Below are 25,525 nucleotides of genomic sequence, written 5' to 3' on the forward strand. Positions count from 1 at the left end.
ACAGAAAAACGGGAATTTTCAATCGATATTTGAAAATTCCCGTTTAGTGACCGCGGAGGGATTCGAACCCCCAACCCTCAGAGCCGAAATCTGATATTCTATCCAGTTGAACTACGCAGCCCTTTTATGTTTAAGCTAATTTAGCTTTTACAATGCTAGAAATTGTTTTTCCATCTGCCTGTCCTGCCAATTGTTTGCTTACTATTCCCATAACTTTACCCATATCCTTCATGCCTTCAGCTCCAGTTTGTTCAATAGTGGCTACAACAACTTTTTCTATTTCTTCTTCAGACAAAGCCTCAGGTAAAAACTGACTAATAACCTCTGCCTCCGCTAACTCTGGCTCTGCTAAGTCTTCTCTTCCTTGTTCAATAAAAACAGCAGCACTATCTTTACGTTGTTTAACTTGTTTCTGAAGTAATTTAAGCTCTTGTTCCTCTGTTAACTCATCTCCTGCTCCACTTTCAGTTTTTGCCAATAAAATAGCCGATTTTACAGCTCTTAGAGCCGTTAATGCTGTTTGATCTTTGGCTTTCATAGCTTCTTTTAAAGCTGTCATTACATCTTGCTGTAAACTCATAATCTTATAATTTTAATAGTATGCGAAGATAACAAAGAACATACTTTTTTGGAATAAAAAACCCGAAAAGCTTAGTTAAACTTTTCGGGTAAATTTTAATTAATTTGATTTATGTCTTAATCTACATTATCATGTAAAAAAGAATTATTACTTCTTAACTGAATATCATCATTATCATCAGTACCAATACTTGTTCTTGATATATCATTCTCAGAAGGTCTTTCATCACTTAAATCAACACCTTTACGCTTATACGCAGGAACTTTTTCTATATCATCAATTTTAGCGTTATTGAATTTATAGTTAAAGTCTTTCATTTTACGTCTTCTTTCTTCAGCTCTTTCTTTAAGCATTTCAGAAATTGGCGTATTCATTGGATCTATTTCCGCTGCTGTTTCTTCTTCAACAACATTTTCGTGAACCGTTTTCCTTTCAAAAACAACATCATTTTCAACCTCTTCTAACACTTCAGAAGACTGTTTTTTATTCATTGAAGATTCCACTTCTGTATAATCCTCTAAAGTATAACGGATGTCTTCTTCTTTTTCATTTGTTTCAGTTACCGTTATTAACTCAGTATAATCGTTAACCGGAATTTCTTTAATCTCGTCTTCGTTTAAATCATAAGAGATCACTTCGTCTTTCTTCGCCTCTTTTTCATCCTCTATACTGTTCGTAATAGGTAAATCAAATGTTAAAGTAATTTGTTGTTCTTCTTCAACAGGTTCAGGAGTCACCTCTATATCATTAATTTCTTTAACATCGTCCATCATTTTTGTTACAGGCTTAATAATGAAGTCCTCTTCCTCTTCATTATTTGGCTGAACCTCATCATAAATTACATTTAAATTTTTGATAAGTTCTGATGTTGGAATTAAATCTAAAGTTTCTTCTTCTTTAACCTCTTTTTTCGGTTTCATCACTTCTTCTTCCTCAGTATCAAAATCTAAAGTATGGCGCACTACAGTTGGCTCTTCTTTCTTCTCTAATTCAATAACCGGAGCTATAATTACAGGTTCTTTTTCTTCGGTACTTAAATCTTGTTCTTCTGAAGTTAAAGAGTGAACTACTTTTTTAGCTTCTGTATTTGTTATTTCATCTTGTTGTTCGCTATTAAACCCAGTAGCAATAATAGTTACAGCAATAGACTCCTCTAAAGACTCATCTTCACCAACACCCATAATGATATTAGCACCATGACCTGCTTCATCTTGAATATGATCATTAATTTCACCTATCTCATCAATTGTAATTTCATGACTACCAGATACGATTAACAACAGTACATTTTTAGCACCTGTAATTTTGTTATCGTTTAATAATGGCGAATCTAAAGCCTTTCTAATGGCATCATTAGCTCTATTTTGACCAGCGGCAATTGCAGATCCCATAATAGCAGTTCCACTATTACTTAATACAGTTTTAGCGTCACGTAAATCAATATTTTGAGTGTAGTGATGTGTAATTACTTCGGCTATACCACGTGCGGCAGTAGATAATACTTCATCAGCTTTAGAGAAACCTGCTTTAAACCCAAGATTTCCGTAAACCTCACGAAGCTTATTGTTATTAATTACAATTAAAGAATCTACAACATCTCTTATTTTCTCAATACCCTTTTGAGATTGCTCTAAACGCATGCGTCCTTCAAACTGAAATGGCATAGTTACAATACCTACAGTTAAAATGTCTAAATCTTTAGCCATTTTAGCTATTATTGGTGCTGCACCCGTACCGGTTCCTCCCCCCATTCCTGCAGTAATGAACACCATTTTAGTATTTGTATCTAGCATTCTAGATATCTCTTCAAAACTCTCAATTGCAGCCTGCTCTCCAATATCTGGATTAGCTCCTGCTCCTAATCCTTCTGTTAGGTTAATTCCTAACTGAATTTTATTAGGGACACCACTGTTTTGTAATGCCTGTGCATCGGTATTACAGATATAAAAGTCTACACCTTTTATACCTTGCTGGAACATGTGGTTTATTGCATTACTACCACCGCCACCAACTCCGATAACTTTAATGACATTTGATTGATTTTTGGGTAAATCAAATGCAATACTTTCGAATTCTTTGTTGCCGCTCATAAATTCTTTTTTTCTGGGGTTTTGTACTTATAATTTTTTATCAATGAATGTAACTACTCTGCGTTATCTAGAAAATCCTTAACACGTTCGGTTAATTTATCTAGAAACGATTTGCGTTCTTTTTTTGGTTCTTCTATTACTTGTTCTTCAACAGGTGTATCTGTTTCTTCTACCTGCTCAACAACGGTCTCTTCAACTTTCTTACGGTCTTGCCTTTGTAAACCATCTAATACCAAACCTACTGCTGTGGCAAACAATGGGCTTGTTACATCTTCATCGCTGTCTCCTGCCAAATGCTCATTGGGATATCCAATTCTGGTATCCATACCCGTAATATATTCCACTAACTGTTTAAGATGCTTTAACTGACTACCTCCACCTGTTAAAACGATACCTGCAATTAGCTTCTTCTTTTGTTCTTCGTGCCCGTAATTCTGAATTTCAACATATACCTGTTCAATTATTTCAACTACACGAGCATGAATTATTTTAGACAGGTTTTTTAATGTGATTTCCTTTGGTTCTCTTCCGCGTAACCCAGGAATAGAAACTATTTCGTTATCCTTGTTTTCTCCTGGCCATGCAGAACCGAATTTAATTTTTAGAAGTTCTGCTTGTTTTTCAATTATAGAGCAACCTTCTTTAATATCTTCAGTAATGACGTTTCCTCCAAATGGAATTACCGCTGTATGACGAATGATTCCATCTCTAAAAATGGCCAAATCTGTTGTACCACCTCCTATATCTATTAATGCAACACCAGCTTCCTTTTCCTCTTGACTCAATACGGCATTTGCAGACGCCAAAGGTTCTAGTGTAATTCCTTCAAGGTTTAAGCCAGAACTTTGAACACATCTACCAATATTTCTAATAGACGATACTTGCCCAACTACTACATGAAAATTAGCCTCTAATCGTCCGCCATACATTCCGATAGGCTCTTTGATTTCAGCTTGCCCGTCTACTTTGTATTCCTGTGGTAAGACATGAATAATTTCTTCTCCAGGAAGCATGACCAACTTATGAACTTGGTTAATTAACCTATCAATATCATCATCATCAATAACGCTATCTGATGTTGGTCTTGTAATGTAATCACTATGCTGAAGACTTCTAATGTGTTGTCCGGCAATACCAACAGTTACATCTTCTATTTTTATATCTGCCTCTGCTTCTGCTTCTTGAACTGCTTGTTGAATAGATTGAATGGTTTGTGTAATATTATTTACAACACCACGGTGTACACCTAAACTTTTAGATTTACCAATGCCTAAAATCTCAAGTTTTCCATAATCGTTTTTACGACCAATCATGGCTACAATTTTTGTAGTTCCTATGTCCAATCCTACTGCTAAATTATGTTCCATAGTTCTTTGTTTACTCGCTTATGAGATTTTAACTTTTCAATCCTTATTCAACTTTACTATTTACTACACACCACTTGGTTATCAAATTGCAAATTCACCTTAGTGTAATCATTAAGCGTATTTTCTTTTAAACTTTTTACGTAAAACGCCTTAAGATTATTTATTTTTTTATCTAATGATTTTGTATCTCCTAATTGCACCAAAAACTTACATTGCCTAAGTTTTAAACTCAAAACTTTATCACTATTTTGATGAATTTCTATAACATGTTTTTTTAAGAATTCATCAGTTTGAACTTTTTTAGCAATAGTAGAGATGTTTTTCAAATTATTTTTCTCTACATACCCTGTAACCAATGGTACCCTAGCTGAGTAATTGCGAGACAAAGGCATAAACTTGCCTTCATCATCAATGTAATACGAAGCATTTGTACTTACTCTTGCAATAGGTGTTTTTTGATTTACCTTGGCATTAAGTGTACCATTTACAGCAACATACACCTCCGCAGACTTAATCATTGGATTAGATTTCAGAGCGCGTTCTAATTCATTCAAATCTAAAGCTTCTTTTAACACGTTTTCAGCACCTTCGTAATTTTGTATTAACAATTTACTAACATTGTCCCTAGTTATAAACGGGCTACTTTCACCAATAAATTCTACGTTTGGGCTAGAAATTTTTCTAATTCCGTTTTTATGTGAGGCAAAAGCGTATAGGAAGACTACAAGCCCCAATAAACCCAACATTTTTATGTAGTACCAGTTAATTCGCAATGCTTAATCCTTCTTTTATTTGTTTTACTTCTTCTCCTATATCTCCTGCCCCTATAGTTAATACTACCTGAGCATTACTTTCTTGTATTTTTTCAAGTAAAGCCTCCTTACTAACAAGTGCTTTATTGTTGTTAGAGATTTTATCTAAAAGCCATGAGGAGGTCACCCCTTCAATTGGCAATTCTCTTGCTGGATAAATATCCAACAATAACACTTCATTAAATTGAGCTAAACTCTTAGCAAATTCATCAGCAAAGTCTTTTGTCCTACTGAATAAATGCGGTTGAAAGATTGCCAAAACGTCTTTGTTTGGATACATTTCTCTTACCGCTTGATGTACAGCATTAATCTCTTCTGGGTGATGCGCGTAATCATCAATAAAAACGAACTCTTCGGTTTTTATCTGATACGTAAATCTTCTTTTAACTCCTTTAAAAGATGCTAAAGCTTTGGCGAGCTGCTGGTGAGGGCAACCATACTCCACAGCCATCGCCAAGGCTATTAATGCATTCGACAAATTATGTCTACCAGGTAGGTCAAATTTTATGTTTTCTATTACGGTTTTTGGTGTTTTAACATCAAAAACGTAACTCCCATGTTCTATTTTAATGTTTTGTGCAACGTAATCTGAGTTGTCTTCAATCCCATAAGTTATACCATCTATCGGTAACCCATTCTTTACAAACAACTTCCCATTTGGCTTAATACGTTTTGTAAAATCTACAAAGGATGCCTTTAACGCTTCCGCTTCTCCGTAGATATCTAAATGATCGGCATCCATAGAGGTTATACATGCCAAATTTGGTGATAGTGTTAAAAATGATCTATCAAACTCATCTGCTTCAACAACCGATACATCGGTTCCTTTCAAAATTAAATTTGAATTGTAGTTTTCGGTAACGCCTCCTAAAAAGGCAGTAACATCAACATCACACTCATGAAGTAAATGCCCCAAAATACTAGATGTTGTAGTTTTACCATGAGTTCCAGCCACGGCTAAACAAAAGGTATTCTCGGTAATTAAACCAAGGACTTGTGAGCGCTTTAAAACTTTAAATTGATTGTCCTTAAAATAGTTTAATTCCTTATGAGTTTTAGGAATTGCAGGCGTGTACACAACCAATGTATTTTCAGGACTTAAAAAAGCTTTAGGAATACGCTCAATAGCATCCTCAAAATGAACCTCTATCCCTAAATCTATTAAGGCGTCAGTAATTTCAGTTGCTGTTTTATCGTAACCTACAACCTCCTTTTTATTTGCCTTAAAATACCTAGCCAAAGCACTCATACCAATTCCGCCTATGCCAATAAAATAGATGTTATGTATGTTGTTTAAATTCATGCTTTTTTCAATAGTTTTTCAACTTCGTCCGCGATATCCTTTGTGGCATTTACTAATGCCAATTTCTTTATATTTTCCCCAAGCGACTTTTGCTTTTCGGGTGATGCTACCAATTGTGAAAATTTATTCTCAAAATCTGCACTTAAATCTTCTTCTTTAATCATCATAGCCGCATCATTTTCAACAATTGCCATGGCATTTTTAGTTTGATGATCTTCTGCAACATTGGGCGATGGAATAAATATCACTGGTTTACCCACAATACACAACTCCGAAACCGAACTAGCTCCAGCTCTTGAAATAACAATATCGGCAGCTGCGTATGCACTTGCCATATCATTTAAGAACTCATAAACCTGAACGTTTTTAGTATTATTATAGATTTTATATTGCTGGTAATACAACTTACCACACTGCCAAATGATTTGAATATTTTGAGTATCGAAAAAATCCAATTCTTTTTCAATGAGCTCATTAATTCTTCTTGCACCTAAACTACCTCCTAACACCAATAAAGTATACTTACCGTGTTTTAGATTGAATTCATTTTTAGCATTAACAGTTTTAGAATCAACATCTAATAAATCCTGACGCACAGGATTTCCTGTTTTTATGATTTTATCTTTTGGGAAAAATCGTTCTAAATTATCGTAAGCAACACATATTTTCTTAGCCTTTTTGGCTAACAATTTGTTTGTGATTCCAGGATAGGAGTTTTGCTCTTGAATTAGCGTTGGTATTCCTTTAGAATTTGCTACTTGCAATAAGGGACCACTAGCAAAGCCACCTGTTCCGATAGCAATATCTGGCTGAAACGCTTTTATAATTTTTCTTGATTTTAGAATACTACTTAAAACCTTAAACGGAAAGGACAAATTTTTTAAAGTTAGCTTACGCTGAATGCCAGAAATCCAAAGCCCTTTAATCTCATAGCCCGCTTGCGGCACTTTTTCCATTTCCATTCTATCTTTTGCTCCAACAAATAAGAATTCGGCATCAGGAAAACGCATTTTTAACTCATTAGCAATAGCTACTGCAGGATAGATATGTCCTCCTGTTCCTCCTCCAGATAATATGATTTTATAGTTACTCATTAAATAGTCTCAGATAAAATTTCTAAGGGATTTTCTTCTATAGTTTCTTGTTCTTTTAATTCTTCTCTTTTGGCACTTACACTTAATATGATACCTATAGCTAAACAGGTCATCCAAATTGATGTACCACCACTACTTATTAGCGGTAAGGTTTGCCCTGTTACAGGAAACAACTCTACTGCTACGGCCATATTAATTAAGGCTTGAAACACTATGGGCAAACCAACTCCCAACACCAATAATTTACCAAAAATAGTATCAGACTTTTGTGCTGCAATTACTATCCTAAACAATAACCACATGTAAAGCACCATAATTAACATTCCTCCTAGGAGTCCATATTCTTCAATAATAATGGCGAAAATGAAATCTGATGATGACTGTGGTAAAAAGTTCTTTTGCCTACTCTTACCAGGACCTAGCCCCCAAATTTCACCAGAAGCTATAGCTACTTTTGCTTTTTCTATTTGATAATCTGCTTCAGTAACTTCTGTGTTTGAAAAATTCTTAATCCTATTTTCCCATGTTTCCACTTTAACCGCTAAAGGACCTGTTGTCATTTTTGCGACCAAAACAAACATAACCAAACCAACCAAACCAACCCCCAGTATTGTGAGCATATACCTCACAGGATACCCTCCTAAAAAGGCAATGACCAAAACCATTGAAAATATAATTGCAGCTGTCGAAAAATTAGAAGGTAATATTAAACCCAATACTAAGAATACAGGCAGCCAGAGTGGTAAAACGGATTCCTTGAATGTTATTTTTTTATCTTTAATCTTCGACATGTATCTTGCTACATAAACCATTAATACAACCGAAGCCAAAGTTGATGTTTGAAACTTCATACCTACAAAAGGCACTCTAAACCACCTACTCGCACTTGCACCACCAATTACTGTTCCCTGCATCATAGTAACACCCAACAACACCAAAACCACTGGAATCATAACAAGTGACAATCCTCTAAAATATCTATATGGAATTTTATGTACACCGTACATAATAGCAAACCCTAAAAACAAATGCATAAAATGCTTCACAAAATAGCCAAAGGTATTACTCCCTCCGCCTTTGTAGGCCAAATTACTGGCAGCACTATATACAGGCAAAAATGAAAGTATAGCCAACAACGCCACTATTGCCCAAATTAAACGATCTCCTTTTATGTTTTTAAATAGTGTTTGCACTTAAAATAAACCTTCTCTTTTTCTATGTCATTCAGACGCTGAGCGAAGTCGAAGTGGAAGAATCTTTATACTTTATTGACTAGAGATTCTTCAGTCGTCCCTCCTTCTGATGACAAATTATTATAAATTACGTACTGCGTTTTTAAATTGACGTCCTCTATCTTCATAATTTTCGAACAAATCGAAACTTGCACAGGCAGGAGACAACAATACGTTATCGCCAGAATCTGCTACTTTATAAGCTATTTTCACAGCCTCTGTCATGAACTGTGTTTCTACGATAACATCTACCATACCTCCAAACGTATTCACTAACTTCTCATTATTAACACCTAAACAGATAATAGCCTTTACTTTTTCATTAATAAACGGAAACAACTCTTCGTAATTATTTCCTTTATCTACGCCACCAACAATCCAAACTGTTGGCGCATCCATACTTTCTAAGGCATAATATGTTGCATTTACATTGGTAGCCTTAGAATCGTTTATATACTGCACCTTGTTTATTTTCAGCACATTTTCTAAACGGTGTTCTACACCTTGAAAGTTTTCTAAACTCTCTCTAATAGTTTGTTTTCGTATTTTAAGCAAATGTGCTACTGTTGTAGCTGCCATTGCATTCTTTACATTGTGTTTTCCCTCTAATGTTAAACTTGTTGTCGGCATAATCAATTCTTTATTATCAATAGTTAGTTTTATATTATCTTCTTCTAAATAGGCTCCATTTTCAATTACCTTTTCTAATGAAAATGGCAATAATGTAGATTGAACCGGGTTGTTTTTAAGGTGATTAACAATAACTTCATCATCAGCATCATAAATCAAATAATCGGCTTCCGTTTGGTTTTCTGCAATTCTGAATTTTGATTTGATATAATTTTCAAATTGATAATCATATCTATCTAAATGATCTGGGGTAATGTTAGTAATAACAGCTATATGCGGTTTAAAACTGGCTATATCATCTAATTGAAAACTACTAATCTCTAGCACGTAATTCTGATAATCTTCTTCCAATAGTTGCTTTGCAAAACTGTCTCCAATATTACCTGCAAGTCCCACATTTAATTCTTGCTTTAAGATGTGATGTGTTAAACTCGCTGTAGTTGTTTTTCCATTACTACCTGTAATTCCTACTATGGTAGCATCTGTAAACTGTGCTGCGAATTCTATTTCTGAAACTACAGGAATCCCTTTTATTCTAATTTCCTTTATCAACGCTACTTTATCAGGAATCCCAGGGCTTTTCATCACAACATCAGCATTTAGAATTTTATCTTCTGAATGCATTCCATCTTCCCATTCAATCTCATTATGTATAAGAACCTCTTTGTACTTATTTTTAATTATTCCCTTATCGGAAACAAAAACTTTAAATCCTTTTGCCTTAGCTAAAAGTGCTGTACCTACACCACTTTCTCCTCCTCCTAGCACTACTAAAAACCCCATCCTAAATCCTTCCCCAAAGGGTAAGGACTTACCACTCTGCTTTTATATGTTTTACATCCTTTCATCAATCGTATCTCTAAAATTGTTAATCAGGCTTCTTTACTAATCTCCATCTTAGTGGAAATGACAAATTGCTATCTAATCTTAAGCGTCACAATAGATAATATTGCCAACAGTATTCCGACAATCCAAAAGCGTGTTGATATTTTACTTTCGTGATATCCTAATTTTTGATAGTGATGATGCAAGGGCGACATTTTAAAAATTCGTCTGCCCTCACCATATTTTTTCTTGGTATACTTAAACCAACTTACCTGCATTACTACAGATAAATTTTCAGCTAAAAAGATGCCGCATAGCACCGGAATTAACCATTCCTTACGCACTGCAATTGCAATAACCGCTATAATTCCACCAATAGTTAAACTTCCCGTATCTCCCATAAACACTTGTGCAGGATAGGTATTATACCATAAGAACCCAATAAGCGCCCCTACAAAAGCCGCTATGTAAATTGTTATTTCTTCAACCTTAGGTATGTACATAATGTTGAGATAATCTGAGAAAATAATATTACCAGATACCCAAGCAAAAATGCCTAGTGTAAGTACTATAATTGCGGAAGTACCTGCGGCCAAACCATCAATACCATCGGTTAAATTAGCACCGTTTGACACTGCTGTGATTATAAAAATGGCTGCGATTATGAAAATCACCCACGTATAGTTTGCTAAATCCGGATGAATCCAAGTGATTAAATCTGAATAATCAAATTCATTTTTCTTTACAAATGGAATGGTAGTTTTGGTAGATTTAGCTTCGGCTTTGAAAAATGCCGATTCTGTAGCATTTGGATTTTCTGCTCTTATTTCTTGTTGCTGTTCCAATGGTAATTTCTCTTTAATCACCACATCTTGATGAAAATACATGGTTAACCCAACAATTAATCCTAAACCAACTTGACCAATTACCTTAAAACGCCCTTTTAAACCTTCTTTGTTATTCTTAAATTTTTTGATGTAGTCATCTATAAAACCAATGACGCCCATCCACAAGGTGGTTATAATTAATAGAATTATATAGACGTTTTCTAGTTTTGCAAGCAGAAACACAGGAATAAGCGTTGCAAGGATTATAATAATCCCACCCATGGTTGGTGTACCAGCTTTTTCCGCTTGCCCTGCCAAACCTAAGTCTCTAATGGTTTCACCCATCTGTTTCTTTTGCAGAAAGCGTATAATCCTCTTACCATAAATTGTAGAAATCAACAAAGAGAGAATCATTGCCAAAGCCGCCCTAAAGGTTAAAAACCCAAAAAGCGTAGCTCCTGTAAGCTGAAATTGTTTTTCTAAATATTCGAATAGGTAGTATAACATTTTATCTTTCTTGAGATTCTTCCACTTCGACTTCGCTCAGCGTCTGAATGACAGTTTTATTTTTGCAATTGTTTTAAATATTCTTGAACCGTTTTATAATCATCAAAATCAAAACGCTCTCCTTTAATTTCCTGATAGGTCTCATGACCTTTACCAGCAATTAAAATGATATCATTTGGTTGCGCTAATTGGCATGCTGTTTTAATAGCCTGTGCTCTATCTGAAATGGTTAATGATTTCTTGAAATTTTGTGGCGCAACACCAGCTTCTATATCCCTTAAAATATCTTCAGGGTCCTCACTTCTCGGATTATCACTTGTAAAAATCACTTTAGTACTTAACTCGGTAGCAATATGCCCCATTTTTGGACGCTTAGTTTTATCTCTATCACCTCCACAACCAACAACCGTAATTAGCTCTTCATTTTTAGTTCTAATACTATTAATGGTTTCCAATACGTTTTTTAAGGCATCAGGGGTATGCGCATAATCCACAATTGCCGTTATCTTTTCATCCGAAATTAAATATTGAAAACGCCCGCTAACACTCTCCAGCTCTGAAATCAATCTTAAAATCTCAAACTTCTCAAGTCCTAACAATTCCGCGGTAGCATAGATAGCGAGTATATTATAAGCATTAAAATTCCCGATTAGCTTGGTCCAAACATCATTATCATTGAGCTTTAGCAGCAAACCGCTTAACTGATTTTCTAAAATTTGTGCTTTATAATCTGCATAACTTTTTAAAGCGTAGGTATGCTTTCTTGCCTTAGTATTTTGAAGCATTACCATACCATTTTTATCATCTGCATTCACTAAAGCAAAAGCCTTTTTTGAAAGCCCGTCAAAAAATTGCTTTTTCACATCTCTGTATTCAGCAAACGAATTATGATAATCCAGATGATCATGAGACAAGTTGGTAAATATGCCACCTTCAAAAGTCAGTCCTTCTGTTCTAGACTGATGAATACCATGAGAACTCACCTCCATAAAACAAAACTCAACACCGGCATCATTCATCTCTTTTAGATATTTATTTATCGTTAAAGAATCTGGTGTTGTATGTGTGGCTTTATATTCCTTATTATCAACTAGTATTTTAACTGTAGACAACAAGCCCACTTTATAACCTGCATTTTTAAATAGCTGATATAATAAACTAGCAACTGTTGTTTTACCATTGGTACCCGTTACCCCAACCAATCTTAAATTCTCTGAAGGTGCTCCATAATAGTTAGAAGCCAAAATAGCTAAGGCCTTATTAGAACTATCAACTTCAACATAGGTAATCCCTTCAATTAAAATTTCAGGCATCACTTCACAAACAACAACAGTAGCACCTTTCTCGGTAGCCTTCTCAATATAATCGTGCCCATCTACCAATGTACCTGTAACAGCAACAAACACATCATCTTTTTCAACTTGCCTTGAATCAAAATGAATCGCATTAACTGACACACTTGTATCTCCTACAACTGCATTAATTGCCACTTTGTATAATATGTCTTTTAAGATGTTCAAGATGCTGTTAAAATGATAGTTTGATTATTTTTAAGCTTGATATTTTTATTAACCGATTGTTTTTTTACCGTTCCACTCCCCTTAAGCCTTACTTTTAGTTTTACATCCATGTTTTCTAAAAGCGCTAACGCATCCATTGCAGGAAGCCCAACTACATTTGGCATTATGGTTTTATAAGTTTGCGCCAAGTCGTAATAGTTCTCAAACTCTTTTTCTACTGAAGCTTTCTTAACATTTAAGGTTCCAACTTCATCTACCAAAGGTGTATCTGTATAAATTTTTTGCGCAATTCTTTTGAATACTGGCCCCGACACATCTGCGCCATAATACCCAACACTTTTATCTGGCTCATGTATTACAACTATACACGAATATTTAGGATTTTCCGCAGGAAAATACCCTGCAAAAGAGGAGATATAATTCAGTTTTTCTTTGTCCCTATAATCTTTTTGACAGGTCCCTGTTTTACCAGCCATTGAAAAGTTTTTTGAATACAAACCATTTCCTGTACCATGCTTTTTTTCGACTACATTCTTGAGTAACTGCTGCACTTTATCAACGGTTTGTTGAGAACACACTTTTTTATTAATGATTTCCTTTTCAAAAGGCACAATAACATTATCCCATTCCTTGACCTCTCGTAAAAAACGAGGTTTTACCATTTCACCATTATTAGCAATAGCATTGTAAAAGGTTAGGGTTTGTAAAGGGGTAAAAGACACACCATAACCATAAGCCATCCACTGCAGGGCTATACCACTCCATCGTCCGTTTTTTATTCTAGGATCTGGAATTATCGGTTTCCCTTCTCCAATAATTGGAATTGCTAGTGTATCATTAAGATTCATGTCATACAATCTATCAACAAACTTTGAAGGTTTGTCTTTATAAGCATTGTAGATTGCCTTTACGATTCCTGTGTTAGACGACACCTCGAAAGCCTCAGACACTGAAATCTTACCATAACCACCCCATTTAGAATCTCTAACCTTCTTTCCATAATAGGTTAAAATTCCTTTTTCAGTATCTACTACATCACTGGTATCAATCACTTTATCTTCAAGCGCCGCCGCAACAGCCATTAACTTAAATGTAGACCCAGGTTCGTGAGACTCCCAAACGGCGTAATTTCTTTTTTCGTAGTAATACCCCGTTTTGCTTCTTCCTAAATTAGAGATAGCACGCACTTCGCCTGTTTTGGTCTCCATTACCACCACGCAGCCATGATCCGCTTTATATTTTTCCAGTTGATTTAAAAGCGCATGATGGGCTATATCTTGGATATTTACATCTATAGTTGTATAAACATCATACCCATCCTTAGGTTCTATTTCGTTCGCATCGTTTAAAGGCTTCCATTGCCCTTTTCCAATACGTTGTTTTTTACGTTGCCCGTCAACACCTCGTAAATACTTAATCCCAAAAGCGCCATCAATTCCAGGGCGCGTTACATTCCCCTTCTCATCTATACGCTCATACCCAATGGTACGTTGCGCAATTCCCCCCATTGGATGCTCACGTTTGGTTGATTGTTCCACAATCAAACCACCCTTAAAAGCACCCAATTTCAACAATGGAAAGTTTCTGATTCTTATATAATCAGAGTACCCAATGCTTTTAGCCAGCAAAAAATACCGGTTCTTATTTACTCTAGCTTTGGTCAATTCACGTTGATAATAGCTCGACGACTTTCCATTGAATTTTGAGAGAGAATCGGAGAGAGGTTTCAAATATTTTTCGAAATTCTTCGATGATGATGTTACAGCATCTAATCTTATATCATATTTTGTTATTGAGGTTGCCAACAAATTGCCATTAGCCGAATATACATTACCCCTATTAGCAGGAATAACAACATCTTTAACAACACGTTTTTCTGCCAAGGCTTTATATTTATCGCCTTGCAAAAACTGAATACTAAATAGCTTAAAAACCACTGCAAGTCCGAAGACAAACATACAGCCTGCAATAAAGTACAAACGGTTTAATATGTTTTTTTCGTTAACTGCCAATGGTTATTTATTTGTTGATTTTACTTTTATTTTCTTTGGTGGAATTACAGATGGCGCAATTCCTTTTTCTTTCATTTTACTTATAACATTAGACTCCATTTTTAAACGCATTAATTTTGTACGTCCTTCTAAAAATGTTGCTCTAATTTCTTTTACTTCGTTTTTTAATCGTGCAATCTCATACACCTTTTTATCGGCACTATGAGAGCTTGCTATCATAAAAATGGCCAACGCAGAAAAGAACATGATATACTTCCAATTCTTAAAAGAATCGTCACTAATCAAAAAGGTTCCTTTTAATATGTTATAGATCTTATTTTTCATTCCTATCTATCTCTGCGAGACATCTTCCCTTTGGGGAAGAATTACATCTTTTATAATTTTTCTGCTATTCGAAGTTTTGCACTTCTAGCTCTATTATTACTTTTTATTTCTTCTTGTGTTGGCACTATAAGCCCATTAACTTTTTTAAGAGGCACTTCAAAATTCCCAAATACATCGCGTTCTGGCTCTCCTTCAAACATGCCATTTCTAATAAAACGCTTAACCAATCTATCTTCTAAAGAATGGTATGAGATAAAGCTCAACCGCCCACCCTGAACCAAAATCTCCGGCATTTGTAACAAAAACTCTTTTAACACTTCAATCTCCTGATTCACCTCTATTCGTATAGCCTGATATATCTGAGCTAATACTTTATTTTCATGACGTGGCGGCAAAAACTTTCTTAGTACCGCTTTTAATTGTTCACTCGTTACAATAGGTTCATTTTCTCTATGCGCTACAATTAACCTTGCCATTGCTGGTGCAGGACGTAACTCACCGTATTGCGCAAACACCTGTCTTAATTGCTCCTCCTCATACTCATTAACCACATGATAGGCAGATAAATCACTTTGCTGATTCATACGCATATCTAAATTCGCTTCAAAACGTGTGGAAAAACCACGTTCTGGCACATCAAACTGATGAGAGGATACACCAAAATCAGCCAACACCCCATCAACCTGTCTTATCCCATGCAGCCTTAAAAACCGTTTTACATATCTAAAGTTTTCGTTTATAAGTGTAAACCGAGAATCATCTATAGCATTAGCAAGAGCATCCTCATCTTGATCGAAAGCAAACAGCTTTCCGTTTTCACCCAACCTGCTTAATATCTCTTTACTATGTCCGCCGCCACCAAACGTAACATCCACATAAACACCATTAGGATTTATGTTTAAACCATCAACGGTTTCATTTAATAAAACTGGATTATGATATTCCATTGTCGTCATCGTCTTGTCCCATTACTTCTTCAGCTAAATCTGCAAAATCAAGCGCAGCATCATCAATTGCTTGCTCGTAAAGATCTTTATCCCATATTTCAATGATATTGATAGCTGAAGCCACTACAATATTTTTTGAAATATTAGCAAACACTGTAAGGTCTTTTGGAATTAACAAACGCCCATTCACATCTACCTCTACCATTTTAACGCCTGCAGTAAACCTTCTAATAAAATCATTGTTCTTTTTTTTGAACCTGTTAAGCTTATTCATTTTCTGCATTAACACCTGCCACTCTGCCATTGGATACAACTCCAAACATTTTTGAAACACAGATCTACGTAACACAAAGCCTTCTGCTAACACAGCTGACATCTGCTTTTTTAGAGGCGCGGGCATCATTAATCTTCCCTTTGCATCTACTTTGCATTCGTATGTTCCTGTTAAAAAGCTCAATACAGATTTTATTAGTTACTCCTTTCAAAATTCAAATATATCGAAAAATTTACCACATTTTACCACTTTATACCACTTTGTTAATAAATTTTACCACCAAATGACACTCACAGACAAAAACACCTCTTAAATTCCGCATAACAACTAGTAATCAAACGGTTATAATTTGATAATTGCGTCCCAAAATATTATCAACATTATGTTTTAACTGAATTCTTTACCAGAACGCATTATGATACTTGTAATATGAATGAAATAACTATATTTGTTTTTGACAATAGACTAACTAATTAATGACACATAGTTTAAAGAAAGAAGGTAATTACAGCTATATGGAAGTTGGCGAAGGCACGCCAATTATAGTGCTTCACGGACTGATGGGAGGGTTGAGTAATTTTGATTCTGTTACGCAATTTTTTAGCGATAAGGGCTATAAGGTTATATTACCAGAACTACCTATTTACACCATGTCTCTTTTAAAGACTAATGTTAAAAGTTTTGCCAAGTACTTATATGATTTTATTGAATTTAAAGGGTTTGATAAAGTAATCTTATTAGGTAATTCATTAGGAGGTCATATTGGACTTTACCATACCAAGTTGTTTGCTGAAAAAGTTAAAGCTTTAATTATCACTGGCAGCTCCGGATTATATGAAAGCGCCATGGGTGGTGGTTATACCAAGCGTAGCGATTATGAGGTTATTAAAAAGAAATCTCAAGATGTATTTTACGATCCTGCAGTTGCTACTAAAGAAATTGTAGACGAAGTTTATGCCACGGTAAACGACAGAAATAAATTGGTTAAAACTTTGGCTATTGCAAAAAGTGCTATACGACATAATATGGCTAAAGATTTACCAAACATGAATACGCCTACCTGCATTATTTGGGGTAAAAACGATAACGTAACACCGCCTGAAGTAGCTGAAGAATTTCATGAGCTTTTACCAGATTCTGATTTATATTGGATTGACAAGTGCGGACATGCTGCCATGATGGAACATCCTGATGAATTTAACCGCATCATGGACCAATGGTTAACCGAAAGAAACTTTTAAGAGCTCTTACACGCTGCTGAGTCTCAAAAAGAAGATAATAATACAATGAAAATTACCTCTGCCGAATTTGTTGTAAGCAATTCTGATGTTGCAAAATGTCCCAAAAGCGGGCTACCAGAATATGCCTTTATTGGTAGAAGTAATGTTGGCAAGTCGTCTCTTATAAACATGCTAACAGGCAGAAAGAGTTTAGCAAAAACCTCAGGAAAACCAGGAAAAACACAGCTTATTAACCACTTTTTAATCAATAAAAACTGGCATCTTGTTGATTTACCTGGTTACGGTTATGCGCGTGTTTCTAAGACTGCTAAAAAGACCTTTCAAAAATTTATAACCGAATATTTCAGCAAACGCCTGCAAATGGTTTGTGCTTTTGTTTTGGTAGATATTAGACATAAACCTCAAAACATTGATCTAGATTTTATGCAATGGTTAGGCGAAAACGGTATACCTTTCTGTATTATTTTTACCAAGGCAGATAAGCTAAAACCAATGGCTATTGAAAAACATGTTGAAGATTACAAAACCATTCTTTTAGAGACTTGGGAGGATATGCCCAATTACTTCATTACCTCTTCATCAAAAAGTATTGGTAAGGATGATGTTCTTCACTATATTGATGAATTAAACAATTCGGTAAATACTTAAAATTACACTTTTAATACCCGTAATTACATATATTTATACTGTGAAAAACAATCCTATAAAATTTGTAATTATTGGAGCTGGCAATATTGCCAACACCTATATATCTGCAATTGAAAACATGCCACATGCTGAAATTGTAGCTGTGGTTTCAAAACGTTTAGCATCTCCGAGCAAACAAAAAGATTTACCCGCTTTCGCTTCTTTAAAAGCCGTAAACTTAGATTTTGATGCTGTTATTATTTGTACGCCTCCTGGGTTACACCATACCAGTGCTATTGAAGCTGCCAGTTTAGGTAAACATGTGCTTTGCGAAAAGCCCTTAGATGTTACTTTAGAAGCTATGAATAACATGATTGCGACTTGTAAGGCACATAAGGTTCATTTAGCCGTAGCCTATCAGCGCCGTTATAGCTCGGACAATCCTGTAGTAAAACAACTTATAGATAACGACATGTTAGGCACAATTTTCTCTGTAGATTTATCGGTTAAAAATTACAGGGATGATAGTTATTATAACTCAGCTCCTTACCGTGGTACCAAAGCTATTGATGGTGGTGGTCCATTTGTACAACAGGCGTCTCATTATATAGACTTGTACTATTGGTATTTTGGTAAGCCTTCTAAAATTTCAAGTAAGCTGAATACCTTTATTCATGATATTGAAGTTGAAGATCATGGCGTTGCCATCTGCTTTCACGACTCTGGAATGATTGGCACCATAACCGCTTCTACTGCTACCAAACCAGGGTTTCCAGCTAAGCTAGAAATTTATACCAGTAAAGGCTACGTAATTTTAGAAAACGACGTCATTACCCATTGGGACATTGAGGGCTTAGAGAACCCTACCACCCAAAACAGCAACCTTAACACACATACAGGAGCAGCCAATGCTTTGGTTGAAGACACTACTAATCATGAGTTTATTATTAACGATTTTGTAGAAGCTATTAACACCAATAGACCTCCACTTATTACTGGAGCATCAGCAAAACATGCTTCTGAAATTATTTTGGACATTTATAGCAGCCAATTTTAGACACCTTCCTTCTATTTGTAAGAAATATTCTTTACATTTACTTAGATTAATATGCGCATTAGTTTTTTTGCAAAAGTTCTGTGTATCCTTACTTGTTTGGAAGATATTCGGAAGAAAGCTGCGCATATAAACAAGTTGGCTGCAAGCTGAAATGACAAAAACCATAGGAAATATAGAAACACCATTTAACGAAGAATTTTGTACTCGATTAGAATTCAGACTTTGTCGGGAGTTTTCCGAATCCGATGATGCTAAATTAAAAGGGTTTTGGTGTGACGGAGTTTCGTGGTTTCCAACGGACAATCAGTTGACTAAAAAGCATGTGAACGACATACGGAAAATCATAACAAAAGCTTGGATTGGAAAAAGCGGACAAGACGTTTATCAAGCGACAATCCATTTTGGTAAAAAATCATTGAGTAATTACTCAAAAGGAAAAGAATTGACCGAATGTATCCCGGAATTGGATTCTGATATGGATTGGATTGAAATTGACATTGAGGAAAAAACAATAGAAATAACGCTGAAATAAATGACTGAAAAGGAATTACAAGAAATAGAAGACAGATGTAATAATGCGACCAAAGGACCTTGGAAGTCTATGATAGAAGGAAGAGACCATACAAGCGGAGATAGCTTCATAATGACTGGTGGAGAAGATATTTACATTCTGAATCCACTTTTTGACAGTAATCAAGATTTCATTGCGCATGCAAAACAAGATATTCCAAAATTGATTGCGGAAATAAGAAAACTAAAAAAAGCCAGCAGCTAACAATGGCTATAATTCATTGTGGTTTTGTGCCACACCAAAATAAAAGTATTAATCAAACGGTTGGATTTCGGCGGAATAATCCTGCGGATGATTCCACAACGAAATCATAGCCGAGACCGTTGTGCGTAACTTTAACCGTATCACTTTCAATAGTAATCATTTATCGTTATATGATTTTTGAACATAAAGACAATTGCCACCCTAATGACGTATTTGATGACCCAAATCAAGGGCAATGTATCTACTGTAATGAGAAATTACAGATATTGGAATTAAAGGAAGACCCTTGGGATATTACTGATGAAATAATTGAAACTTCACATAATTCTAAAAAATGGGAATTTATCAATGAAACAGGTATCGAAGAAGAACATTACAATTTAGATTTAAACTCGAAAGAATTTGAAACTTGGTTAGAATATTGTAATACTTGTGGATGGTGGAGAGTTATTAGACAATTTTTAGTGAGTGCAGAAATACATCAACTTTGGACAATGTTTTTTGGATGTAGCGGAACATTAAAAAATCTTGATATAACTGACATAAACATTCCAATTGAAGAAGCTACTAAATATTTAATAGCAAGATATGACGATAGATTCTCCATTAATCCAAAGTTATTTGAGGATGTTGTTGGAAATGTATTTAAAGATATAGGCTATAATGTTCATGTTACAGGATATAGTAATGACGGAGGAATTGATGTAGTCCTTGGAAATTCTTCACAAAATTTTGTTGGTGTACAGGTTAAGAGGTATAAGAATAAAATAAAAGTCGAACAAATTAGAGCATTTGCAGGAGCACTATTATTAAATGGTTATAACAATGGAATCTTTGTAACGACATCTGATTATCAACCTGGTGCAATTAAGGCAGCGGAGCAATTTAAACTCAAAACTCTTCCTATTAAACTGATGAATTCAGACAAGTTTTACGATGCATTAAAGATTTCTCAAAAATCAAATTCTGATCCACAATATATAATAGACATGATTAATGATAAACAAATTGAAGAACTGAAATATTATGGCTGGAGTCAACCGAATGCGAGTTTATAACCAAAAAGAGCTACGCACAACACGGTGTATAAAACATAGCTAACAAGTACTTAATCGCAAGGTTTGTGTATATTTATAAAGTCCGCCAAATTTTTAATTTGGCTTTTAAAAAGTGATAAATTAAAAACAAAATATAAAAATTCGGCTCTGTGTTAATCCGAAAAGTTAGTGTCTTTTTGCACGCTACGTTTCATACACAAGACCGTTGCCATTAATTTTGAAAAAACACCGAACTCAAATTGTATACCAACGAAGACATTCTTTTTCACATCAAACATTATGAAAAAGAACTGAACGAATCTTATCAACTACTTGGAGTTTTAGAAAGCGGAATAATAAAAGGAAATACTCAAGTTGCTGAATCGAGCATCGAACAAATTATAAAACATATTAAATTCGTTTGTTTTTTTACTTCCTGTTTTCTTGATATTGCTTCTTCATTAAGAGGACTTGTTGACTGCGAAACTAATTGGGAAAGAAAATTCTATTTGAAAAACGGATTTGTAGTCATCTACGAATCTGCAAAAACGTTCGGAAAACATCAAAAAGAAATACGGAATTTAATTATGTCTGATTTTCCAGAATTGGAAGAAAAATATAAAGTAATCACACAAAATTTAAAGAATTTAAAAAAAGAGCATAAGTACGACAAAATAATAGCAACATTTAGAAACAAAGCTGGAGCACATTATGACGAAAACTTTGAAATATATTTTGAGAATTTGAATTTAATAGACAAACCGATTAGCGTAAAAACTCTATCTGACTTCTCAAACTTTCTTATGTCTGTGATTATTTTTTGGAGCGATTTTATAGACGTTTTCAAAGAAAAAATTGAAAAGGACATGAAAAATGCTAAAGAAAAAACTAATGCCAACAATATATAACCGCAATTACGGCGGATTCGACTGCGTCCGAATCCACTCGGAATTGCTTAGGTTAGTGTTTAATCCGAAAATAATCGCTTATTTAACCCATAACTGACGATTGAGGCCGTTAGCCATAATATGAACGGAATGAAATTTGAGGTCATTTAAGAAACTTACATTATGAAAAAAATCACACTTTTTTTATTACTAACACTCGTTACTAAAACAGCATTTGCTGATTGTGGAATGAGTGCAATGCATTTCTTTCCAGCAACAAAAGAAATTAGTTTGAATTCCAAATTCATCATTCAAGGATACGCCTATAGCCAAAAGACAATAAATAGTTTCAAAAACAGGGAAGTTTATCTGGAAAGTGGAAGTGGAGAATTGATTGAGCTGAATCTTGAAGAATTCTATATAGGACAGATGCAATTAACTCAAGCTATTTTCTGTCCGACATCAGAATTGAAACCTAACACAAAATACTTCCTTAAATACTCTGACCAAACTGAAAATGAAGAAAGAGAAATGAAACAATACAACAGAGGAAAAAAAGTGAGAGAAAAAGTTTATTGGAAAACAACAAATAAAAAAGAGCTTGAAACTCTGAATTCTAATCTGAATATTGAATTTGAAAAAACTGAAGTTATACATTATGGTTGTGGACCATCTGTAAATGCAATTTTCAATATTAAAAATAGATCGAAATCAGAAATCTGGTATAAGACTGAGGTTATAGACTTAACCACTAACAATAAAAAAGTATTTTATATTAAAGAATGGAATGGTAAGCTGAATGTTGGACATGGTATGTGTGCAGGAGCGTTTACCTATAAAAATGAAGGAAAATATAAAGTTAGGTTCACACCAATGAATACTGACGGAAAATCATTAAAAACTACTGACTGGACAACTTTTGAAAGCCCCTTTAAGAACGATGAAATTCCTTTCGGAAATTAAAAATACTATAACGAACAATGGCTATAAGCAATTACTTGTTCTCGTCTACTTCAGAAAATCCTAGCGGATTTTCAGTTTGGTGTACACTTGCTAAATTAAGTACTAACCCACGCAACTACTCATAGCCGCGACCGTTGGCAACAAACCGAAAAATGAAAACAATAAAAAGCGAAATAATTGGAGATTTAAAACAAGACGAACATTTTGAAGATTGGTGGGAAAGTGAACCGATTCAAATTCCTTTTTTTAGCGGAGAGAAAATGAAAATAACTTTTATGAATTGTGAACCAGAAATTGACACTGAATTTATAAAAGAAGCAGATGAGGCTTTAAAAACCTTCCTAAAAAAGACAGAAGATGACAGATTTTTAGCATCAGGTCTTGTTTATAAAAATTGTATGGAATTTTTAAATGCCGTTCAATTTGATGAAGCCGACCAATCACTCAGGGATATTAATGACAAAAAAGAAATTTGGAATTTTGTTGAACCTCGAAGTTTACTTGTAACAAGGAGTCATGACCTACATGAAATCATTTATATCAATTTAGCATGTGAATGTGAGTGGGAACAAGAACATGGACTTCAAATTCTGTTCAAAAAAGGAGATAAATTAGTTAGGGTAAGTGAACAAGATGGACATATTTCAGAACCCGACTCTAATGAAAATTCAATGAATAATAAACCGATAATTGAGCAGAACAATAAAGAAACAAAATTAAAATGGTGGGAATTCTGGAAATAAAGCCAGTTGCCAACAATGGCTATAAGCAATTGCTTGTTCTCGCCTAATTCTGAAAGCCCTCACAGGTTTTAAATTTAATGTGTACTTGTAAAGTAAAGTACCTCTAACACAAACGCTCAAAGCCAAGATCGCCCAAGCAAAAAAACTATGTTTCAAAATCATATAACAGTTAAAAACCGACACAAGAAGTTCATAAAAACAGTATGCGAAACTGAAGTAGTTTACGGACTGAAAAACAAAAAAGGATATGTAACTTCAAGTTCAGTTCACTATGAAGACGAAAATGGTGACCCTGTTGGAATGATTTGTTTTTGGGCGGAAAAAGCTCGAGCTAAGTCGTGTATAAATGACGGATGGAAAAAATATAAAGTAGAGGAAATACCTCTATCTGATTTTATGGAAAACTGGTGTGTTGGAATGGAAAATGACGGACTTTTAATTGGGACTCAATTTGACCAAAACCTCTTTGGACACGAAGTTGAGCCATTGGATTTGATTTTAGAATTGACGTCTGAATTAAAATCAATGGAAAAAGATTTAAACTTTAAAAAGTTTAATGGGATAGACGATTTGGAAAAACAAGTAAAAGAAGTAATGGAATAAAAACATCAATGAAATTCTACAAACCTCTTTTTTCAATAGTTGTTATTCTTATTCAGTTATGCCTATCTATATTGGCTCATTTTAACCATATGCAAGCTATGGAAAAATTAAAAACTGAAAACCCCGAACTTTATGAATTAATAGACTTACATGTTACTTACGACTTCTTATTTCTATTTGTTCTCGTTATTGGATTTTATGAAATGACAACTAGCCCAAGTTTGATTAAAACACTGATTCAAATATTTTTGGTTTGTATTATCCTTGGAGCCCAGTTTTCTGAAATAATTCCGATTAAAGGCTTTTATTATGGTGTTTACAATACAGCCTGGTTTTCATCTGGTATGGCTCTTGTTTTAATTTTAGTACGAATAGGGAAATACAGTTTTGAAGAAGTAAATTATTGGAAATCCAATAAATATAATAGATAAGAACTTGTGTTACCCATTTTGAATGAATTCCAAATTCAATTACATTCTAATTCACTATCTTTCGGTAACAACGTCCCTTTTTGGTGTTTCAAGTCATACTTTAAACCGTTTTGCGCAAATTCTCAATGAAACAAATAACATGTTACATATTACTAATTTTTATGATTGGATGTTATGTTCCAAATGACGAACCAGGGTCTAAATTTAGCTTCGGATTTAGTGGGAGAGTAGAAAAACTAGAAGACGCCTTTTTTAACATGGAATTGAACTACACAGAAAATAACTTAAAGGATTTGCAAGCGTTTCAAGAGTATCTATTTAAAATACAGAAGCATGACACCATAATAGATTATGAAGTTACTTTAAACGATTGCCAATCTATCCACGCTCTAGTTAAATGGAATGCTAATTGGAATTGCGATTCCAGTTATGTTGTGGTTAGAGAATTTAAACATAACCTTGACACGCTTTCTATCAAAAAAGCTAAAGAAATATTCAATACTGCTATAATTCATAAAATAAGACAAACACATAGTAGCGTAAGCTCTGAATATACATGGAACATTAAACGAATTAGAAAAGATTCTGTAATTGTTGATGTATTGAATCAAGAAAATAAACTTAGGAAAAGACATTTCTTTTCGTTTGACCCTATCGGAAAATCAATAGAAAATAAAAAGACTGTAAGCTTTATAGGTGATTCTGCAATTATATACACAAAAATGGCATCTCAAAGGTTCATGTACTTGGAATCAAAAAAAACGTTTCACAAAAACGACTATGAATAGCGTCTAGCAACATGTACTTTGTAAATACT

General features: G+C 34.5%; 26 protein-coding genes and 1 tRNA gene. 12 read left to right on the forward strand and 15 right to left on the reverse strand.

Features of this window, described 5'->3' with window-relative positions:
* Window positions 1-47: 47 nt before the first annotated feature.
* The 15 genes from FUA24_RS06090 to mraZ all read right to left on the reverse strand — a co-directional run bounded on the left by FUA24_RS06090 (window position 48) and on the right by mraZ (window position 16,527).
* Window positions 48-121 (reverse strand) — tRNA-Arg (locus FUA24_RS06090).
* 9 nt (window positions 122-130) lie between these two features.
* Window positions 131-580 (reverse strand): GatB/YqeY domain-containing protein, encoded by a 450-nt coding sequence (locus FUA24_RS06095; RefSeq protein WP_148540604.1) that lies wholly within the window; start codon window positions 578-580, stop codon window positions 131-133.
* A 116-nt stretch (window positions 581-696) separates the two neighbouring features.
* Window positions 697-2,670 (reverse strand): cell division protein FtsZ, encoded by a 1,974-nt coding sequence (gene ftsZ / locus FUA24_RS06100; RefSeq protein WP_148540606.1) that lies wholly within the window; start codon window positions 2,668-2,670, stop codon window positions 697-699.
* Between the two features lie 53 nt (window positions 2,671-2,723).
* Window positions 2,724-4,037, reverse strand: a complete 1,314-nt coding sequence (gene ftsA / locus FUA24_RS06105) for a cell division protein FtsA (RefSeq protein WP_148540608.1) — start codon at window positions 4,035-4,037, stop codon at window positions 2,724-2,726.
* A 56-nt stretch (window positions 4,038-4,093) separates the two neighbouring features.
* Window positions 4,094-4,771: a cell division protein FtsQ/DivIB gene (locus FUA24_RS06110; RefSeq protein WP_317131943.1), complete on the reverse strand. Its 678-nt coding sequence runs from the start codon at window positions 4,769-4,771 to the stop codon at window positions 4,094-4,096.
* A 28-nt stretch (window positions 4,772-4,799) separates the two neighbouring features.
* Window positions 4,800-6,152: a UDP-N-acetylmuramate--L-alanine ligase gene (gene murC / locus FUA24_RS06115; protein WP_148540612.1), complete on the reverse strand. Its 1,353-nt coding sequence runs from the start codon at window positions 6,150-6,152 to the stop codon at window positions 4,800-4,802.
* Window positions 6,149-7,246, reverse strand: a complete 1,098-nt coding sequence (gene murG / locus FUA24_RS06120) for an undecaprenyldiphospho-muramoylpentapeptide beta-N-acetylglucosaminyltransferase (protein WP_148540614.1) — start codon at window positions 7,244-7,246, stop codon at window positions 6,149-6,151. Before murG ends, murC begins: the two co-directional genes overlap by 4 nt.
* On the reverse strand, window positions 7,246-8,439 hold the full coding sequence (locus FUA24_RS06125) for an FtsW/RodA/SpoVE family cell cycle protein (RefSeq protein WP_148540616.1): 1,194 nt from the start codon (window positions 8,437-8,439) through the stop codon (window positions 7,246-7,248). The genes murG and FUA24_RS06125 overlap by 1 nt, the downstream gene beginning before the upstream one ends.
* A 120-nt stretch (window positions 8,440-8,559) precedes the next feature.
* Window positions 8,560-9,891 carry a UDP-N-acetylmuramoyl-L-alanine--D-glutamate ligase gene (gene murD / locus FUA24_RS06130; RefSeq protein ID WP_148540618.1) on the reverse strand — a complete coding sequence of 444 codons (1,332 nt, stop codon included), beginning with the start codon at window positions 9,889-9,891 and terminating at the stop codon, window positions 8,560-8,562.
* Between the two features lie 134 nt (window positions 9,892-10,025).
* A complete protein-coding gene (gene mraY / locus FUA24_RS06135; RefSeq protein WP_148540620.1) occupies window positions 10,026-11,267 on the reverse strand; it encodes a phospho-N-acetylmuramoyl-pentapeptide-transferase in 1,242 nt (413 codons plus the stop codon).
* Window positions 11,268-11,323: 56 nt separating this feature from the next.
* A complete protein-coding gene (locus tag FUA24_RS06140; protein ID WP_148540622.1) occupies window positions 11,324-12,787 on the reverse strand; it encodes a UDP-N-acetylmuramoyl-L-alanyl-D-glutamate--2,6-diaminopimelate ligase in 1,464 nt (487 codons plus the stop codon).
* Window positions 12,784-14,745, reverse strand: a complete 1,962-nt coding sequence (locus FUA24_RS06145; protein ID WP_148541098.1) for a penicillin-binding protein — start codon at window positions 14,743-14,745, stop codon at window positions 12,784-12,786. Before FUA24_RS06145 ends, FUA24_RS06140 begins: the two co-directional genes overlap by 4 nt.
* Before the next feature lie 57 nt (window positions 14,746-14,802).
* Window positions 14,803-15,123, reverse strand: a complete 321-nt coding sequence (locus FUA24_RS06150) for an FtsL-like putative cell division protein (RefSeq protein ID WP_148540624.1) — start codon at window positions 15,121-15,123, stop codon at window positions 14,803-14,805.
* A gap of 50 nt (window positions 15,124-15,173) precedes the next feature.
* Entirely contained in the window at window positions 15,174-16,070 is an 897-nt protein-coding gene (gene rsmH / locus FUA24_RS06155) for a 16S rRNA (cytosine(1402)-N(4))-methyltransferase RsmH (RefSeq protein WP_148540625.1), read from the reverse strand.
* Complete coding sequence (gene mraZ, locus FUA24_RS06160; protein ID WP_148540627.1) at window positions 16,057-16,527, reverse strand: division/cell wall cluster transcriptional repressor MraZ; 471 nt, start codon at window positions 16,525-16,527, stop codon at window positions 16,057-16,059. Before mraZ ends, rsmH begins: the two co-directional genes overlap by 14 nt.
* A 293-nt stretch (window positions 16,528-16,820) precedes the next feature.
* Between mraZ and FUA24_RS06165 the strand changes: the two genes are divergently transcribed.
* From FUA24_RS06165 to FUA24_RS06220, 12 genes are all read left to right on the forward strand, one after another.
* Window positions 16,821-17,585: an alpha/beta fold hydrolase gene (locus FUA24_RS06165; RefSeq protein ID WP_148540629.1), complete on the forward strand. Its 765-nt coding sequence runs from the start codon at window positions 16,821-16,823 to the stop codon at window positions 17,583-17,585.
* 45 nt (window positions 17,586-17,630) lie between these two features.
* Window positions 17,631-18,233, forward strand: coding sequence for a ribosome biogenesis GTP-binding protein YihA/YsxC (gene yihA / locus FUA24_RS06170; RefSeq protein WP_148540631.1), 603 nt, complete (start codon window positions 17,631-17,633; stop codon window positions 18,231-18,233).
* A gap of 40 nt (window positions 18,234-18,273) precedes the next feature.
* Window positions 18,274-19,269, forward strand: coding sequence for a Gfo/Idh/MocA family protein (locus tag FUA24_RS06175; protein WP_148540632.1), 996 nt, complete (start codon window positions 18,274-18,276; stop codon window positions 19,267-19,269).
* 151 nt (window positions 19,270-19,420) lie between these two features.
* Window positions 19,421-19,801, forward strand: a complete 381-nt coding sequence (locus FUA24_RS06180; RefSeq protein ID WP_148540634.1) for a hypothetical protein — start codon at window positions 19,421-19,423, stop codon at window positions 19,799-19,801.
* On the forward strand, window positions 19,802-20,044 hold the full coding sequence (locus FUA24_RS06185) for a hypothetical protein (RefSeq protein WP_148540636.1): 243 nt from the start codon (window positions 19,802-19,804) through the stop codon (window positions 20,042-20,044).
* A 266-nt stretch (window positions 20,045-20,310) separates the two neighbouring features.
* Window positions 20,311-21,102, forward strand: coding sequence for a restriction endonuclease (locus tag FUA24_RS06190; RefSeq protein WP_222861324.1), 792 nt, complete (start codon window positions 20,311-20,313; stop codon window positions 21,100-21,102).
* Window positions 21,103-21,341: 239 nt separating this feature from the next.
* Window positions 21,342-21,989, forward strand: coding sequence for a hypothetical protein (locus FUA24_RS06195; protein ID WP_148540640.1), 648 nt, complete (start codon window positions 21,342-21,344; stop codon window positions 21,987-21,989).
* Window positions 21,990-22,151: 162 nt separating this feature from the next.
* On the forward strand, window positions 22,152-22,931 hold the full coding sequence (locus tag FUA24_RS06200; protein ID WP_148540642.1) for a hypothetical protein: 780 nt from the start codon (window positions 22,152-22,154) through the stop codon (window positions 22,929-22,931).
* Window positions 22,932-23,083: 152 nt separating this feature from the next.
* The gene (locus FUA24_RS06205) at window positions 23,084-23,674 is read left to right on the forward strand and encodes a DUF6985 domain-containing protein (protein WP_187388189.1); all 591 of its coding nucleotides are present in this window, start codon (window positions 23,084-23,086) and stop codon (window positions 23,672-23,674) included.
* Between the two features lie 147 nt (window positions 23,675-23,821).
* A complete protein-coding gene (locus tag FUA24_RS06210) occupies window positions 23,822-24,277 on the forward strand; it encodes a DUF2750 domain-containing protein (protein ID WP_148540644.1) in 456 nt (151 codons plus the stop codon).
* Between the two features lie 8 nt (window positions 24,278-24,285).
* Window positions 24,286-24,708, forward strand: coding sequence for a hypothetical protein (locus tag FUA24_RS06215; protein WP_148540646.1), 423 nt, complete (start codon window positions 24,286-24,288; stop codon window positions 24,706-24,708).
* 125 nt (window positions 24,709-24,833) lie between these two features.
* A complete protein-coding gene (locus tag FUA24_RS06220) occupies window positions 24,834-25,496 on the forward strand; it encodes a hypothetical protein (RefSeq protein ID WP_148540648.1) in 663 nt (220 codons plus the stop codon).
* Window positions 25,497-25,525 lie beyond the last annotated feature (29 nt).

Source organism: Seonamhaeicola marinus, from assembly GCF_008085455.1.

Bases quoted from the DNA above. Each gene is read 5' to 3' on its own strand.
- FUA24_RS06095 (WP_148540604.1), bottom strand. From the start codon at position 580: ATGAGTTTACAGCAAGATGTAATGACAGCTTTAAAAGAAGCTATGAAA.
- ftsZ (WP_148540606.1), bottom strand. From the start codon at position 2,670: ATGAGCGGCAACAAAGAATTCGAAAGTATTGCATTTGATTTACCCAAA.
- ftsA (WP_148540608.1), bottom strand. From the start codon at position 4,037: ATGGAACATAATTTAGCAGTAGGATTGGACATAGGAACTACAAAAATT.
- murC (WP_148540612.1), bottom strand. From the start codon at position 6,152: ATGAATTTAAACAACATACATAACATCTATTTTATTGGCATAGGCGGA.
- murG (WP_148540614.1), bottom strand. From the start codon at position 7,246: ATGAGTAACTATAAAATCATATTATCTGGAGGAGGAACAGGAGGACAT.
- murD (WP_148540618.1), bottom strand. From the start codon at position 9,891: ATGGGGTTTTTAGTAGTGCTAGGAGGAGGAGAAAGTGGTGTAGGTACA.
- mraY (WP_148540620.1), bottom strand. From the start codon at position 11,267: ATGTTATACTACCTATTCGAATATTTAGAAAAACAATTTCAGCTTACA.
- FUA24_RS06145 (WP_148541098.1), bottom strand. From the start codon at position 14,745: ATGTTTGTCTTCGGACTTGCAGTGGTTTTTAAGCTATTTAGTATTCAG.
- FUA24_RS06150 (WP_148540624.1), bottom strand. From the start codon at position 15,123: ATGAAAAATAAGATCTATAACATATTAAAAGGAACCTTTTTGATTAGT.
- rsmH (WP_148540625.1), bottom strand. From the start codon at position 16,070: ATGGAATATCATAATCCAGTTTTATTAAATGAAACCGTTGATGGTTTA.
- FUA24_RS06165 (WP_148540629.1), top strand. From the start codon at position 16,821: ATGACACATAGTTTAAAGAAAGAAGGTAATTACAGCTATATGGAAGTT.
- yihA (WP_148540631.1), top strand. From the start codon at position 17,631: ATGAAAATTACCTCTGCCGAATTTGTTGTAAGCAATTCTGATGTTGCA.
- FUA24_RS06180 (WP_148540634.1), top strand. From the start codon at position 19,421: ATGACAAAAACCATAGGAAATATAGAAACACCATTTAACGAAGAATTT.
- FUA24_RS06185 (WP_148540636.1), top strand. From the start codon at position 19,802: ATGACTGAAAAGGAATTACAAGAAATAGAAGACAGATGTAATAATGCG.
- FUA24_RS06200 (WP_148540642.1), top strand. From the start codon at position 22,152: ATGAAAAAAATCACACTTTTTTTATTACTAACACTCGTTACTAAAACA.
- FUA24_RS06205 (WP_187388189.1), top strand. From the start codon at position 23,084: ATGAAAACAATAAAAAGCGAAATAATTGGAGATTTAAAACAAGACGAA.
- FUA24_RS06210 (WP_148540644.1), top strand. From the start codon at position 23,822: ATGTTTCAAAATCATATAACAGTTAAAAACCGACACAAGAAGTTCATA.
- FUA24_RS06215 (WP_148540646.1), top strand. From the start codon at position 24,286: ATGAAATTCTACAAACCTCTTTTTTCAATAGTTGTTATTCTTATTCAG.
- FUA24_RS06220 (WP_148540648.1), top strand. From the start codon at position 24,834: ATGAAACAAATAACATGTTACATATTACTAATTTTTATGATTGGATGT.